Annotated in this window: 13 protein-coding genes; 4 read left to right on the top strand and 9 right to left on the bottom strand. The window is 37.0% G+C overall.

Translation table 11 applies throughout. From position 1 onward, the window contains the following. Positions 1-96: 96 nt before the first annotated feature. The 5 genes from ACJVDK_RS08995 to ACJVDK_RS08975 all read right to left on the bottom strand — a co-directional run bounded on the left by ACJVDK_RS08995 (position 97) and on the right by ACJVDK_RS08975 (position 4,750). Positions 97-942 carry a transketolase gene (locus tag ACJVDK_RS08995; protein ID WP_443939942.1) on the bottom strand — a complete coding sequence of 282 codons (846 nt, stop codon included), beginning with the start codon at positions 940-942 and terminating at the stop codon, positions 97-99. A gap of 340 nt (positions 943-1,282) precedes the next feature. Then, positions 1,283-1,750: a thioredoxin-dependent thiol peroxidase gene (gene bcp / locus ACJVDK_RS08990; RefSeq protein ID WP_443939941.1), complete on the bottom strand. Its 468-nt coding sequence runs from the start codon at positions 1,748-1,750 to the stop codon at positions 1,283-1,285. Positions 1,751-1,783: 33 nt separating this feature from the next. Beyond that, the gene (locus tag ACJVDK_RS08985; protein WP_443939940.1) at positions 1,784-3,511 is read right to left on the bottom strand and encodes a M23 family metallopeptidase; all 1,728 of its coding nucleotides are present in this window, start codon (positions 3,509-3,511) and stop codon (positions 1,784-1,786) included. Between the two features lie 2 nt (positions 3,512-3,513). Beyond that, positions 3,514-4,125, bottom strand: a complete 612-nt coding sequence (locus tag ACJVDK_RS08980) for a fumarylacetoacetate hydrolase family protein (protein WP_443939939.1) — start codon at positions 4,123-4,125, stop codon at positions 3,514-3,516. 94 nt (positions 4,126-4,219) lie between these two features. Further along, positions 4,220-4,750, bottom strand: coding sequence for a T9SS type A sorting domain-containing protein (locus ACJVDK_RS08975; protein WP_443939938.1), 531 nt, complete (start codon positions 4,748-4,750; stop codon positions 4,220-4,222). A gap of 252 nt (positions 4,751-5,002) precedes the next feature. On the opposite strand from ACJVDK_RS08975, the gene ACJVDK_RS08970 reads away from it, so the two are divergent. The 3 genes from ACJVDK_RS08970 (at position 5,003) to ACJVDK_RS08960 (ending at position 8,105) form a co-directional block, all read left to right on the top strand. Further along, positions 5,003-6,961 carry a KUP/HAK/KT family potassium transporter gene (locus tag ACJVDK_RS08970; protein ID WP_443939937.1) on the top strand — a complete coding sequence of 653 codons (1,959 nt, stop codon included), beginning with the start codon at positions 5,003-5,005 and terminating at the stop codon, positions 6,959-6,961. Then, positions 6,961-7,113 (top strand): hypothetical protein, encoded by a 153-nt coding sequence (locus ACJVDK_RS08965; protein ID WP_443939936.1) that lies wholly within the window; start codon positions 6,961-6,963, stop codon positions 7,111-7,113. Before ACJVDK_RS08970 ends, ACJVDK_RS08965 begins: the two co-directional genes overlap by 1 nt. A 152-nt stretch (positions 7,114-7,265) precedes the next feature. Continuing rightward, positions 7,266-8,105 (top strand): mechanosensitive ion channel family protein, encoded by an 840-nt coding sequence (locus tag ACJVDK_RS08960; protein ID WP_443939935.1) that lies wholly within the window; start codon positions 7,266-7,268, stop codon positions 8,103-8,105. Between the two features lie 56 nt (positions 8,106-8,161). On the opposite strand, the gene ACJVDK_RS08955 is transcribed toward ACJVDK_RS08960, so the two are convergent. Next, positions 8,162-10,114: an amino acid permease gene (locus tag ACJVDK_RS08955; protein WP_443939934.1), complete on the bottom strand. Its 1,953-nt coding sequence runs from the start codon at positions 10,112-10,114 to the stop codon at positions 8,162-8,164. 268 nt (positions 10,115-10,382) lie between these two features. Between ACJVDK_RS08955 and ACJVDK_RS08950 the strand changes: the two genes are divergently transcribed. After that, entirely contained in the window at positions 10,383-11,594 is a 1,212-nt protein-coding gene (locus tag ACJVDK_RS08950) for an MFS transporter (RefSeq protein ID WP_443939933.1), read from the top strand. Between the two features lie 56 nt (positions 11,595-11,650). Here the strand turns inward: ACJVDK_RS08950 and ACJVDK_RS08945 are convergent, their stop codons facing one another. The 3 genes from ACJVDK_RS08945 to yihA all read right to left on the bottom strand — a co-directional run bounded on the left by ACJVDK_RS08945 (position 11,651) and on the right by yihA (position 14,943). After that, the gene (locus ACJVDK_RS08945) at positions 11,651-13,357 is read right to left on the bottom strand and encodes a M3 family oligoendopeptidase (RefSeq protein WP_443939932.1); all 1,707 of its coding nucleotides are present in this window, start codon (positions 13,355-13,357) and stop codon (positions 11,651-11,653) included. A 29-nt stretch (positions 13,358-13,386) separates the two neighbouring features. Next, on the bottom strand, positions 13,387-14,250 hold the full coding sequence (locus tag ACJVDK_RS08940; protein WP_443939931.1) for a UbiA-like polyprenyltransferase: 864 nt from the start codon (positions 14,248-14,250) through the stop codon (positions 13,387-13,389). Positions 14,251-14,319: 69 nt separating this feature from the next. Beyond that, complete coding sequence (yihA, locus tag ACJVDK_RS08935; protein WP_443939930.1) at positions 14,320-14,943, bottom strand: ribosome biogenesis GTP-binding protein YihA/YsxC; 624 nt, start codon at positions 14,941-14,943, stop codon at positions 14,320-14,322. Positions 14,944-15,087: the final 144 nt, after the last annotated feature.

Here is a 15,087-nt window from a genome sequence, read left to right as displayed (position 1 = left end):
CTTTTTATTTAAGGCAATTCAAAATGTAATGCCCAAACCCAAGGGGTTTTTGTTAGTGTAAAATTTAATTTTTTGTATTCTGATTATTCAGATGAATTAATAATCACCTAATGTTTCAGGTAATTGAGCCAATGCAGCCTCTAATTGTTCATTGTTAGGTGCCGTACCATGCCATTTGTGCGTGCCCATCATAAAATCAACGCCTGCACCCATTTCGGTACTCATTAAATTTAAAATAGGTTTACCTTTTCCTGTTAACGTTTTAGCGTAATGCAAACCATCTAAAATCGCTTGCATATTGTTTCCATCCGTATGGATAACGTGCCATCCGAATGCTTCAAATTTTGCTTGTAAACTGTCTAATGAAAGCACTTTTTCAGTTGGGCCATCAATTTGTTGACCATTGTAATCAACTGTTGCAATTAAATGATCTACTTTATTAAAAGGAGCAAACATAGCAGCCTCCCAGTTTTGACCTTCTTGCAATTCACCATCGCCCATTAATACATATACTAGCGATTTATCGCCATTCAGTCGTTTGGTTAAAGCAGCACCCACAGAAACCGATAAACCTTGGCCTAATGAACCAGAAGCTATCCGAATACCCGGTAAATGCTCGTGTGTAGTAGGGTGACCTTGTAATCTCGAATCTAATTTACGAAATGAAGCCAATTCACTCTTATCAAAATAACCAGCATGCGCTAAAGTACTGTACCAAACCGGAGAAATATGTCCATTTGAAAGGAAAAATAAATCTTCATCTTTCCCGTCCATTGAAAAGTCCGTCTTATGGTTTAATACCTCAAAATATAATGCTGTAAAAAAATCTGCACATCCAAGTGAAGCGCCCGGGTGGCCCGATTGGCACCCATGAACCATTCTTACGATATCTCTTCTTACTTGCGAAGCAATATCTTCTAGTTCTTTAATTGTATGTTTCATTAAAATTTAATATGAGGTTTTGATATTTAGCAAAGTTAATGTTTTAGCGCTTATATCAAAATATGCCTTTTATTATTTATGCAATCGATAGCATAAATTAAAATAGTGTTGATTTTATGTTAATTAAGAGTTTTTTTGAAAATCAAAGCCTGCGTTTTATAGCAATGTTTGTCCTGCTGCCACTTCAATCTTTTAAAAGCCTAAAATTTGAAGCGTTTTGCATTCATTCGATTATTTTCTGCTTTTTTTGACGGCTGCTTTTAAAAGGATTTTCGTTTACATCAGGTTTATCCGGCGGTTTTGGCTGCTGCTATCAAAGAAAAATATGATTTCGAGAAAATTATTTGCCCTCAAGTACATCCATAACCTGCTGGCTCGAGTTTTTGGTATCTACTTTTTTAATAATGTGCGCAATTTTACCTTCTTCATCAATAATAAAAGTTGTACGAACCGTGCCCATGTATTTCTTCCCATACATGTTTTTTTCAGCCCAAACCCCGTAATCGTTTACAATCTTTAAATCCGTGTCTGCAATTAGCGGAAAAGGTAAGTTGTGTTTGGTAATAAACTTTTGGTGCGATTTTTCATCATCCACACTCACACCTAAAACCACCATTCCCTTTTCGAGTAGCAGTTGATGGTTATCTCTAAAACTACAGGCTTCAGCCGTACAGCCTGGTGTATTGTCTTTTGGGTAGAAAAATAAAATCACCTTTTTACCTAAATAATCTTTCAGTGAAATATCTATTCCAGACTGATCTTTCGATGTAAATGCAGGCGCTAAATCGCCTTCTTGTAACTCTGCCATATTTTTTTCAGTTATCCTCCAAATTATTGGAGCTTATTTAAAAAAGGAAATCGAATATCTTTTTGTATTCTCTTTCATATCTACAACAATTAATTCAAGCTGATGTTTTCCACTTTTGGTTCGTTCATCAAAAGTATGCCATAGGGTACTGCTTTTTGTATCAAACTCCATTAATACCCATTGGCCATCAATGTATCCATTAAAGCTTTTTATCCCCGAAAGGTTATCCGAAATTCGGAAAGTCATTTTCGATATATTGGCCATGTTTTTTCCATCGACAATGTTTGTTGGAACAATTCGAGGAGCTACCGTATCACTGCTAATATAAAATGAACCAAACGTTCTGGGGTTTGCTTTTACATAGCCATTTTCAAATTCGCCACCTTGCGATGAACCATTCGTATTCACGATTACCGCTTTGTTCCTTAAGTGTTCCGGTAAGGCATCGGCTTTTATCCAAAGGTTAAAGCCTACATGTAGCGGCGTAAAGCGGTTGTGGATTTGGTAGGTAGCTGAATAGGCATTTGCACCAGCTTTTGGCAACACTTTAAACGTAAAGTTTACATCACTGTAAAGCGTTCCATTTGGAAATTCAACTTTAAAATCATCGGTAGAAAACGTATTGGCTTTATTGTAGGTAAATATATTTTCTGCTGGGTAGCTAGGAGGAACAGTAGCAACCGAATTTCCAGCTTTTACCGTGAAAGGTAATACGGAGGCATTGCCGCTGGCATCGGTAATAATGTATTTCAGTTGATGCGTTTGCCCATCGTTAAAAGTAATCCGTCCGTTATTAACTAAGCTACTATAAATTTTAATCGGGTTACCCGGTTCAACGAAACTTTTTTGAATGCTTCTTTTGGTAGTTAAGTAAGTTGGGTAATCAATATGAGCATTTATTCCTTTGCTGTTTTCAAAGGCAAAACGCTCGAGTGCTGACGTATAAACCATTTTCCCATCCAATTCCAACTGAATAGAGTATACGCCATTTGTACCCGATAAACCGGTATGTCTATCGGTGGTAACCACTCCAAAGCCTACTTCTCCTGTTAAATTAATAGGTGCTGTTGTTTTGTAATTTCCATTAGCGCCGGTTAGGGCAATCGCTTGTTTAGGTGTATTTTCATTAAAAACTTTGCCATTTAAACGATATACATACATGCCATGAATTACTGGCGGAATATTGTCGGGGATTGAAATACCAAATAATTGTGGATTAATGGTTTCTTCTGTTTTGGTATCGCGGATTTCGAAGTGTAAATGTGGACCTCCTGAGCTACCTCTATTGCCCGACCAAGCAATAATCTCACCTTTATGTACTGGAATCAGCGTAGCATCTGGAAATTCATCTATTTCAAAAGACTTCTTTTCGTATTCAAGATTTTTTACAATAGGCGCTATCTTTGGCGAAAAGCGCTGCAAATGTCCGTAAACAGAGGTATATCCGTTGGGATGATTGATGTAAAGTGCAAGCCCAAAACCACTGTTTTGTACACGCAAACGTGAGACGTATCCATCGGCCACGGCATATACCGGATAACCTTCTCGTTGGTTGGTTCTAAAATCAATTCCTGAATGAAAGTGATTGCTTCTTAATTCGCCAAATGAACCGGCAAGTGCCGGAGGGGTAATGTCAAGAGGCTGCCTAAAATCCATTAACGGATAGCTGTTTTTACTGAAAATCTGCTGAGCAAAAGTGGCTGGAGCAACAAATAAAGAAATTGCAAGTAACAGAAATGGATGGCGTAGGTATTTGTCCATTTTTATTTTACGTCAAAGTTTAACAGTTGTTTGCCTTCAAGCCATGCTTCTAATTTGTCGCCTTGCTGAACCTTTCCTACACCTTCTGGAGTTCCGGTGAAAATTAAATCACCTTTTTTTAAGGTAATGTATTGTGATACGAAGCTGATTATTTTTTCGAATGAAAACAATAAATCTTTGGTGCATCCCTTCTGGCGTCTTTCATTGTTTATTTTTAATTCAAAATTTAGATTGTATAAATCTTCGAATTCGGCTTTTGGAATGAACGTGCTAATGGGGGCGGAGTTATCAAACCCTTTTGCAAGTTCCCAAGGCAATCCTTTTTCCTTGTGTTTGCTTTGGATATCTCTTGCTGTAAAATCGATGCCCAAACCTATTTCTTCGTAGTAGTTTGAAGCAAATTTTTCGGCAATATGCTTTCCTTCCTTGCTAATTTTTAAAACAACTTCTAGTTCGAAATGAATGTCGTTCGAAAAATCGGGTAAATAAAAGGGCTTATTATCTTTAAGTACGGCAGTATCGGGTTTCAAAAATATTACCGGTACCGTTGGAATAGGATTGTTCAACTCTTTGGCGTGTTCTGAATAGTTGCGGCCTATGGCAATAATTTTCATTGGCGAATTAAATTTGAAATAAAATAATGAAAGGTAAACTGGGCTTGCTATAGCCAAGCTTCAATTTAGTCAAAAGTAAAAAACAAAATGGTGTTTATAAAACAGATATACGTTTTACCTGACTTTCAGAGCCGGCAATTATGCGTAAAAAGTAAATTCCGGTGTTTAAACGACTTGGGATGGTATACGTTTTGGTTTGTTCACCGGCATTTAAGCGCTCATTGCCAAGGGTTGCTACTTCGTTCCCCAATAGGTCAATGATTTTTATAGTGGTTTGGGTACCGTCTTTTCCAATCGTTAAAAGAATATTTAATTGATCTTCAACCGGATTTGGATAAATTTTTAACACGGTTAATAGTTTTTCTTTTGTAGCGTTTGGTGCAACGGATGTGCCTTTTGAAACAGCGGCAAACGTGTTTAAGGTTCCGAAACTCGAAAAGTAAGCTGGTTTATAGGGCTGAATGTTCGCTTTAATTTCAGGAATTTTGCCAGTTTTTTTGCTTCGAGACTTTAAACTAATGTGAATACTATCTGATTGTGCCCAAGAATACATACTGCATACTAAAACCATACACAAGGTAAGTGCAAGTTTGTAGAGTAGCGTTATTTTTGGGTAGAGTTTCATCAAATTCGTTCAACAAAGTTATCAATTTAATACAAAGAAATTAAACATTTTAATGATAAACCATAATTTAACACAATTTAACAAAAAAATCTAACTTTCTAAGAGGCTAGGAATAATTTCCCTTTTTTGAGTGTAAAATGCTATTTTTAAGGGTAAAAACTATTCAGCATTGTAAGTGTTTAAAATACACTATAATTTCGTTGTTAAATTGTTCTAGTTAGTTTACATTTGCCGCACATTAATATCAAGGAAGTGTCAAATCATAAAAATGTCAACGCGTTAACTGCCGGAGGAGTCTTGGTAAGTTTAGGAATTGTGTTTGGAGATATAGGTACCTCGCCGCTCTATACACTGAACGCAATCTTCACTACCATCCTGGGTGGAAGCCAAGAAGTAAACCCTGTAAATGTTTTAGGAGTACTTTCCTGTATTATCTGGACTTTAACCTTGCAAACAACTGTTAAGTATGTAATTATTACTTTACGAGCCGATAATAAAGGGGAGGGAGGGATTTTCTCGCTGTTTTCCTTGGTAAGGAAAAAGGCAAAATGGCTAGTAATTCCTGCCATTGTAGGTGGCTGTGCGCTTCTTGCCGATGGTATCATTACACCCAGTATTACGGTAACTTCGGCGATAGAAGGTTTAACCAATCGGTTCGATGTGCCGGTAATGCCAATTGTATTAACCATTTTAACAATCCTTTTTATTATTCAGCAATTCGGAACCAATTTAGTTGGAAAACTATTTGGTCCAGTGATGTTAATTTGGTTTACCGTATTAGGTGTTTTGGGCGTATCATTCATTGTCAAGGATCTCAGTATTTTAAAAGCCCTTAATCCATATTATGCTATTCATTTATTGGCAACGAATAGGCTTGCATTTTTAATTTTAGGCGGGGTGTTTTTATGTACTACCGGAGCCGAGGCTTTATATTCTGATTTAGGTCACTGTGGTAGAAACAACATTCGTATAAGCTGGATTTTTGTGAAATTAACCCTTATTTTAAATTATTTAGGACAAGGTGTTTGGATTTTACAAAACAAGGCAACGTTTGTGCCGAGCTCAAAAATGAATCCCTTTTTCGAAATTGTACCCGAGCAATTTCAAATTTCAATCGTTATTTTAGCCACCATGGCGGCCGTTATTGCCAGTCAGGCGCTCATTAGCGGGTCGTTTACTTTAATTGCTGAGGCAGTACGGTTAAACCTTTGGCCAAAAATTAAAATTGTTTATCCATCGAATCAAAAGGGACAATTATACGTTCCATCGATCAATTGGATGTTGTGGATTGGCTGTTGCGGAATTGTATTGCTTTTTGAAAAGGCAGAGAAAATGGATGCTGCTTACGGGCTATCCATTACGATTGCCATGCTCATGACTACTATTCTAGTGAGTTATTATTTGCGGAGTAAACGTTTTCCGAAGTATTTAATTGCGACTTTTTTCTGCACCTATTTGCTTATTGAAGGTACCTTCTTAATTAGTAATTTAACTAAGTTCTTACACGGAGGTTGGGTTACCGTATTGATTGGCTCGTTCTTATTTACGGTTATGTGGAGCTGGTTTGTGGCGAGAAAAATTAAAAATCGTTTTGTGAAGTATGTTGAAATTGAAGACTATTATCAGATTTTAACGGAGTTAAGTAGCGATGAATCGGTGCCTAAATTTTCGTCTCAATTGGTGTATTTAACCAGTGCAAATTTTAAAACTGAAATCGAGTCGAAAATTATTTATTCTATCATCCAAAAGGAACCAAAAAGGGCAGATGTGTATTGGTTGGTGCATGTGGATGTGATGGATGAACCTTATACCATGGATTATAAAGTTGAATTCTTAATTCCAGGTAAGTTAATTCGCATCGATTTTAAACTGGGTTTTAGGGTTGAGCAGCGTGTTAATTTACTATATCGTAAGGTGATTGAAGATTTGGTTAAAAATGGAGAAGTGGATATAACGAGTCAGTACACTTCTTTGAATCGTCATAAAATTGCCGGTGATTTCCGTTTTGTTATTTTAGAGAAACATCTTTCTAAGTTTACAAATTTGAGTTTCTACGAACGTACCATTATGGATTATTATTTTATCCTGAAGAAATTAAGTTTATCGGAGGAACGAAGTTTTGGTTTAGACAGTAGTTACGTGGACGTAGAAAAAGTTCCGTTAATTTTTGTGACACCAGAAGATATTGAGCTGAATAGATTACCCGTTTAATGAAGAATTATTTAATCATATTGGGCATTGTTCTGTTCGTTTTAGGACCAATCGCAAAAATTAACAATTGGCCTGTACCAGAAATTTTTCTTGCCGGCTCGCTCACTGGGCTGATTTTGCTGACGCTATTGGCCATCAAGAAAAAGGCATAAAATTGAAATCCTTCGTTATTTTTAACGGAGGATTTTTTTTATTCATCCTTTTTTCAATAAGAAAAAAAATAGATAAGTTGTTGTTATTTAGTTATATTAGATATTGAATAAATAGAAAAATTAATTCATCATTTACCTTTAAATTAACAAAAATGACAACACTTCAAATTAATCAAACACTGGCGGTAGGAAAGGATTGGATGGATGCAGCAATTGGCGTAGTAACTGTTTATGGTCTCAAAATCCTGGCGGCCGTTGTAATTTATATTATTGGAAATTGGATTATTAAGAGGCTCACTAATTTAGTAAGTAATCTGCTCGGTGCCAAACAATTTGATGCTTCTTTGCAGCGATTTTTGATTTCTCTTTTTAAGGTTTCACTTACCGTCTTAATGTTCTTAGTAATAGCCAGTCAAATTGGTGTGGATATTACCGGTTTCGCTGCGCTGTTAGCTGGTGCGGGTTTAGCTATTGGAGCGGCTTTAAATGGGTCGCTTGGTAATTTGGCCGGTGGGGTAATGATTATGATTTTTAGGCCTTTTAAAGTAGGCGATATGATTGAAGCGCAAGGATTGGTCGGTGTTGTGCAAGAAATTGGAATTTTTAATACCACCATGCTTTCTGCCGAGAATAAAACCATTATCCTTCCAAATGGTGCCTTATCAACTGGTGTGATTACCAATTACACTTCTCATGGTAATTTGCGCGTAGATATGGTTATGGCCATTGCATTGGATATGGATGTTGAAAAAGCAAGAAAGGTTGCAGTAGAAGCGATGTTACAACATCCCAAGATTTTAAAAACGCCTGCTCCGGAAGTAAGTGTGTTGAAGATTGCGGATGGAATGACTACGCTTGCCATTCGGCCTTATACGCTTCAGGGTGATTATTGGGAGGTGTATTTTGGTGTTCTTGAAATGGTTAAAAAAGCATTCGACAGTAATGGTATCGCCGGCCCTGTTCCAACAAGGGTACTCATTAATAAAAGTTAACTAGAAAGTAATACAAACAAAAAAGAGGATTTTAAATCCTCTTTTTTGTTTTAATCTTATGCTTTTTGCTGAGTAGCTAACTTGCTATTCTTATAACCATACAAGAAGTAAATAACCAATCCAATAATTAGCCAACCTGTAAACCATTCCCAATTGATTAAGGGAAGTTCGCACATCATGTATAAGCAGCTCAATAAACCTAAAACAGGAATCAAAGAAAGATTCTTGGTAATGCTAAAGTAGGTAATTACGAGGCAAATGAATATAAAAATCCACATGGGTATTTTGTGTTTGAATAAATTCCAACCACTTTCATATCGCTTTGTTAATGGTGTTTTTGAGGTAGCGATAAAATGTTCGTATTGATCTGCTGGAAGGTTGCTTAAATAAGACTCCGCATCTAATTTTTCACCTGTTAAAACTTGAGGCTGAGCATGTTGGATGATCTCGTCTTTCACCATTTTAAGTTCATTAGACGATAAAGCCGTCACAAACGTAACCGGATCAATTGTTTTTTGGCGGTTACTAATAAACGCATTTGTTTCCGTTTTAAATGTGGTAAAAGCCATTGCAATAGCTCCTACAAATACAACAGGAATGATGTAACGACTGTTCACATACGGGATTCTAAATTTGCCACGTTGCACATCAGGTCTGTTTTGTAGCACCAAAACACCCGCACACACCAAAACAAAGGCAAATAAGGTTCCTATTGAACACAAATCTGTTACCGTGGTTAAGTTTAAAAATAAGGAAGGAACTGCGACTACAAAACCTACCACAATGGTAGAAAAAGAAGGGGTTTTGTATTCAGGGTGTATTTTAGAAAACGATTTTGGCAACAATCCATCGCGACTCATACTCATCCAAATACGCGGTTGACCCATTTGGAAAACAAGTAATACACTGGCCATAGCAAATACGGCACTTACAGCAATAATTCCACTCATTAATTTCAAATCAATTTGATCGAAAACAAAGGCCAATGGATCGCCAACAGCTAATTTATCTGAGTTTACGATACCGGTTAAAACCAAGGAAATGGCTACGTAAAGTATGGTACAAATAATAATGGCCCACATCATGCCTCGTGGCAAATCGCGTTGCGGATTTTTACATTCTTCGGCCGTGGTTGAAATGGCATCGAAGCCAATATAGGCAAAGAAAACAGCCGAAACCCCTTTTAAAACTCCCGATACTCCGTGGGGAGCAAATGGGCTCCAGTTATTGGTGTCCACGTAAAAAATACCAACTGCTAAAACCAATAAAATTACAGCTAGTTTAACAATTACCATCGCGTTGCTCGCATTTCTACTCTCTTTCATGCCGCGGTAAATTAACCAGGTAATTAAAATGATAATCCCTAAAGCAGGTATATCGGCAACAAGATGAAAGCCAAATAGGGTAGGAGCATTTAGCCAAGCATTGTTGGTGATGGCAACCTGTGGGTCTAAATCGCTCAATCTTTTGCCAGCAGCCAAGAGTGCTTCGGCGTGTTTATGGCCGTTGTATGCGCTCAGATAATCCATCGTCATCCAATCGGGAATGTTTATTCCGTTGATGCCTAAGGCAGGTATTTTAATGGAGGATAACAAACCTGTGAAATAATCGGACCAGGAAATAGCTACCGTGATGTTTCCAATGGAATACTCCATGATAAGTGCCCAGCCAATTATCCAAGCAACTAATTCGCCAAAAGCTACGTATGAATAGGTGTAAGCACTGCCCGACACAGGCACCATTGAAGCAAATTCGGCATAAGCAAAAGCAGCAAAACTACAGGCAATCGCCGTAAAAATAAATAAAAAAATTACGGCAGGTCCACCGTCCGCACTCGCTTTTCCTATGGTGCTGAAAATACCCGCACCAATAATAGCCGCAATACCAAAAGCAGTTAAATCGCGTACGCCAAGTGTTTTATGTAAGGTATTCTCATGATCTCCGTACCCTTTTGAAGTATCCTGAAGAATTTGAGAAATAGATTTCTTTCTGAATAATTTTTCGAACATTCGTGTTAGCTTGTTTTCTCCAAACTTAAAAAAAATATCTCATTTAAATGCCCCTGTACGGTTTGGAAAATTCAGATATGAAAATTTTCTTGAGGTTATTTATCCAATGTTGTAGTTGAAATGTAAAGTAGGTGTTTTTGCAATGTAAAATTTCCAGAAAACCCATGCAAATGGGCATTATTTCGGTAATCTACTCAATTTGTCGCTTCGCAAAAGAGTACTTTTGCAATCTTTTTTACAAAATCTACCTTTTCAACAGTTTATACTTATGTTAGCAGATATAGCCGTTCAGCCAAAAATTAAAAATCAAGGTCTTGCTACGTTAATTGCTTTTGCGTTAATTCCTTTATCGGGTTTTGCCACTGACATTTATATTCCTTCTTTGCCTACCATGGCTGCAGAAATGCATGTTTCGAGTATTCAAGTTCAATTGACATTGAGTATTTTCTTAATTAGTTATGGTATTTCTCAGTTATTTATTGGTAGTGTGCTGGATAGTTTTGGCCGATATAAAATTGGTTTGTACGCCTTGCTTATTTTTGCCTTGTCGTGCGTGGTTATAGCGGTTACGCACAATATTTACCTCATTTATTTGATGCGCGTTGTGCATGGTATTTCAGTTGGTGCTATTGTGGTAGCGAAGCGGGCGTATTTTGTTGATGTGTTTGAAGGTGAGAAGTTGAAACATTATTTGAGCCTTTTCTCTATCATTTGGTCAACGGGGCCCATCATTGCTCCTTTCATTGGCGGATACTTGCAAGCAGCATTCGGGTGGGAATCTAATTTTTATTTCTTGGCTGGATTTGCATTGATATTGGCTGTATTAGAGCTGCTGTTTGGGGGAGAAACGCTTAAGCATTCCATTGCGTTTAATTTGAATAAAATTACCCGTGTATATGTTGACATGATTAAAACATCGAGTTTTACGTTGGGCATCGGAATGCTGGGTTTGGCGTATTGCATGGTGATGATTTACAACATGACAGGACCCTTTATTATAGAACACGAGTTGCATTTTTCGCCGGTAATTGCCGGATACAGTTCGTTGGTTTTAGGCTTTGCCTGGATGGTAGGAGGATTTATCGGAAAGGCTAGTATTCATAAACCATTTTTTAAACGATTAAGCATTAATTCAGGAATTCAATTGATTTTCGTTTTATTGATGATACTGAGCACTTTTTTTATACAAAACTTGTACACACTAATCTTTTTTGCCTTTATTATCCACGTATGTGCAGGTTTTACCTTTAATAATTACTTTACCTTTTGCTTAAGTAAATTTCCCAAAAATGCGGGGATTGCATCGGGTTTAACCGGAGGGATAACCTATGTAATTGTTTCTTTCTTTAGCTATGGAATCGTTAATTTATTACCAGCCAAAGATGAGCAAACCCTAAGTTATAGTTATTTGATTCTGATTGTTTTATCGTTAATAGTGATGGCTTTTATCCTTAAAATACGAAAACAAGAAACCACTTAATAACGAATCTGCGGAAAGCCTAACTTTCTATTTTTAAACTTTCCGCAGGTTCTATGTTAGCCTAATTTATTCAATTCTTCTTTCACAAATTCCGCTAATTCTTTTACATACGCGGCACTAAAATCGAATTTGATTCCTGCCGTTTCGTAAATTTCATTCATCGGTTTCGTATAGCCTAAAGCAAGCGCCGCTAAATATTGTTCTAAGGCTTTTTTCGGGTTTTCTTTGTAGTTTTTCCAAACAGCAATAGCGCCAAGTTGTGCAATTGCATATTCAATGTAGTAGAAAGGCACTTCAAATAAATGAAGTTGTTTTTGCCATACATTGCCAAATTGAGTTTCTAGCTCATCCCAATTTGCAAAACCAGCGCCAAAACGGGTGTAAATTTGTTTAAAAGTTTCTTCGCGGTCTGCCGCTGTATGAATTGGATTGGTATAAATCCATTGTTGAAATTGATCAATCACCGCTACCCAAGGCAATGTTTTAAGTACATCGGCTAATTGCTCTTTTTTAGCGCGGATTAATTCTTCTTGATTGTCAAAATAAACATCCCATTTATCCATCGAAATTAATTCCATGCTCATAGAAGCCAACTCAGCAACTTCTGAAGGGCAATGTTTAAAGTCGTTTAATTCTAAGTTGGCAGTTAAGAAGGTATGAATGGCATGCCCTCCTTCGTGTACCATGGTAGTTAAATCGCGTAGCGAGTTGGCCGAGTTCATGAATATAAACGGAGCTCCTGTTTCCGCTAACGGATAGTTGTATCCACCTGGTGCTTTTCCCTTTCTGCTTTCTACATCAAAAAGATTATTTTCTTTCATGATAGCAAGCTTTTCACCTAATTGTGGGTCAATTGCATTAAAACATTCGATTGTTTTATCAATCAGCTCAGCACCATTGTTAAATGGCTTTAAAGCGGGCTTTCCGCTGATGCTTACTTCTAAATCCCAAGGTTTTAAATCTGTTAAATGAAGTGCTTCTTTACGTTTATTGGCTTGTTCTTTTAAAATTGGTACAATTTCTTTTTCAATGGCATTTGCAAAATCATAGCAATCTTGCGGGCTATAATCAAAGCGTCCCAAGGCTTGGAACATGTAATCACGGTAGTTCTCAAAACCCGCGTTTAAAGCCACTTGATTTCGTAAACGAATTAATTCATCGAATAAGATGTTTAAATCATCTTTATCAACCAACCTACGTTGTTGAATGGTTTTCCATGCGTTTTCTCTAACCTCGCGATTTAAATCTTTAATAAAGGTAGCCGCTTGTTCCAAGGTGTATTCTTGGCCATTAATCTCAACACTCATAGCACCCGTAATGCCTTGATATTGCTGTTGTTTAACCTGTAATTCTGTAAAGAGTTCAATGTTGGTTTCGCGGTAAAGTTCAAGTGCTTTTTTGATGGCACGCGTATAAACAAAGTATTTTTCTTTATCTAAATCATTTAAAAACGGGCTATCGTTAAACTTTTTATTCAGTTCATTACTGATAGGAGAAATTTTAGGCTCTATCTCAGTCGCAAAATATTGAAAACGCTTTACTAACTCTTCGTTTGCCGTGTCGCAGCTCATTTTAATGTAGCGCCATGCAAAGTCTTCCTCTAGTGCAGCTTCAATTTCTGAACGATCTTTTAGCCATTGTTCTAAATCAATAGCACTTCCAATTTCGCGGTTTTGAAGTTCGATAAAAAGAGGTTCAAGATTCTCCCAAGTATAGGTTAAATCTTGTGGGATATATGTTCTGGTTTTCTTTTCTATTTTCATTTGAATAAAGTTCTAAAACAGTTAAAGGGTTATTTTACGCGCAAAAAAGTATCAATTAAGAAGCAAACAGCAAATATAACCGAGGCCATTCCATTGGTGGTTGCAAATGCCTTATTCACTTTACTGATATCGGTTGGTTTTACCAATAGATGCTGATAAATTAATGCCGCACAAAAAAAGATAACACCTGCGTAATACATAAAACCGAAGGTGTTTTCCATTAAAAATATAGGTGCAATTACACAAGCCGCTGAGAAAATATGTAATAGAACCGACACGTTTAAAGCATTTTTTATGCCAAGTACCGAGGGGATTGAATGTAATTTTTCAGTACGATCGAAATCCTCATCTTGTAACGCATAGATAATATCGAAACCGCTCACCCAAAAAAGTACCGCAAATGAATATAAAACAGGCACCAATGCAAAATGATCGGTTACGGCAATATAAGCACCAATGGGTGCAAGGGATAGCCCTAGACCTAAAACCAAATGACAAAGCGCTGTAAAACGTTTGGTATAGCTGTAAAAAAGTACCACAAACAAGGCTACTGGCGATAAATAAAAGCAAGAGCTGTTGATGAAATAGGTACTGATGATAAAAAGCACACAATTGATAATAACAAATAGCAGAGCTTCTTTTGCACTCACTTTTCCTGCCGGGATGTCGCGCATTTTTGTGCGTGGATTTTTAGCATCGATGTTTCGATCTAAATAGCGGTTAAAAGCCATGGCAGCATTTCTGGCGAACACCATGCAAAGTAAAACCAATAAAAATTTATGCCATTGAAAAGGATTATCGGTTGTGGTAACGCCCAAAAAAAAGCCAATCATGGCAAAAGGTAAGGCAAAGATGGAATGTGCAAATAATACAAGTGAAAAGTATTTTTTCATTTTATGTGATCAGTAAATAAAGAAAATTTACGTAAAAAATTACAACGGTTGTTTATGATAACGATGCGATTAAAACTTTTTATAGTCGGTCGGTTCAACAAAATGTTCGTTTACTTCGCTTACAAAAGACAGAATCTCTTCTTTGCCCAATGCTTTTTCAGATGAGGTAATAAATGTCGACGGAATTTCTTCGAACCATTGACTGAGTTTCTTTTTGAAGGCTGCCACATTTTTCTGAGTGGTGGTCATACCTTGTTTATCGGCTTTGGTAAAAATTAACGAGAATGGAATTTGTTGTTCGCCCAACCAGTAACAAAATTCTAAATCAATTTGTTGTGGATCTAAACGGCTATCAATCAGTACAAATACGCATTGCAAGTTTTCGCGTTTGGTTAGATAGGCACGGATAAATTTCTCCCATTTCTCGCGACTGGTTTTCGAAACTTTTGCATAGCCATATCCCGGTAAATCAACGATGTACCAATTTTCATTAATCAAAAAGTGATTAATTAATTGTGTTTTTCCCGGCCGTTGTGATGTCTTTGCTAAGCCGTGCTTATTAACCAACATGTTGATCAAGGAAGATTTACCCACATTTGAGCGACCAATAAATGCATACTCGGGTAATGTAGGAGCAGGTAAAGCCGAAACTTGCGTGTTGCTACAAATAAATGTTGCCGTTTTGATAATCATGCTACAAAGGTAGGGTTTTGTGTCGGAACTAAGAAGCTTGTTCGACGAGGCTATTTTGGGGTATTTTTCTTTATTTACTTTGTTGTTCCTAACCAGGATGATTCGTGCCAACTTTCCTTACTTTTAGCTATCTTTGCCGATATC

Origin of the sequence: Pedobacter paludisoli (assembly GCF_052344095.1) — a bacterium.
Taxonomy (GTDB): Bacteria; Bacteroidota; Bacteroidia; order Sphingobacteriales; family Sphingobacteriaceae; genus Pedobacter.
Note: the sequence above shows the minus strand (reverse complement) of the source record. Positions and strands in the feature narration are given on the sequence as shown.

What these genes read in the sequence shown, in the direction of transcription:
- yihA (WP_443939930.1), bottom strand. Translation starts at nt 14,943, where the DNA reads ATGATTATCAAAACGGCAACATTTATTTGTAGCAACACGCAAGTTTCG.
- ACJVDK_RS08950 (WP_443939933.1), top strand. Translation starts at nt 10,383, where the DNA reads ATGTTAGCAGATATAGCCGTTCAGCCAAAAATTAAAAATCAAGGTCTT.
- ACJVDK_RS08965 (WP_443939936.1), top strand. Translation starts at nt 6,961, where the DNA reads ATGAAGAATTATTTAATCATATTGGGCATTGTTCTGTTCGTTTTAGGA.
- ACJVDK_RS08960 (WP_443939935.1), top strand. Translation starts at nt 7,266, where the DNA reads ATGACAACACTTCAAATTAATCAAACACTGGCGGTAGGAAAGGATTGG.
- bcp (WP_443939941.1), bottom strand. Translation starts at nt 1,750, where the DNA reads ATGGCAGAGTTACAAGAAGGCGATTTAGCGCCTGCATTTACATCGAAA.
- ACJVDK_RS08985 (WP_443939940.1), bottom strand. Translation starts at nt 3,511, where the DNA reads ATGGACAAATACCTACGCCATCCATTTCTGTTACTTGCAATTTCTTTA.
- ACJVDK_RS08995 (WP_443939942.1), bottom strand. Translation starts at nt 942, where the DNA reads ATGAAACATACAATTAAAGAACTAGAAGATATTGCTTCGCAAGTAAGA.
- ACJVDK_RS08955 (WP_443939934.1), bottom strand. Translation starts at nt 10,114, where the DNA reads ATGTTCGAAAAATTATTCAGAAAGAAATCTATTTCTCAAATTCTTCAG.
- ACJVDK_RS08975 (WP_443939938.1), bottom strand. Translation starts at nt 4,750, where the DNA reads ATGAAACTCTACCCAAAAATAACGCTACTCTACAAACTTGCACTTACC.
- ACJVDK_RS08945 (WP_443939932.1), bottom strand. Translation starts at nt 13,357, where the DNA reads ATGAAAATAGAAAAGAAAACCAGAACATATATCCCACAAGATTTAACC.
- ACJVDK_RS08980 (WP_443939939.1), bottom strand. Translation starts at nt 4,125, where the DNA reads ATGAAAATTATTGCCATAGGCCGCAACTATTCAGAACACGCCAAAGAG.
- ACJVDK_RS08940 (WP_443939931.1), bottom strand. Translation starts at nt 14,250, where the DNA reads ATGAAAAAATACTTTTCACTTGTATTATTTGCACATTCCATCTTTGCC.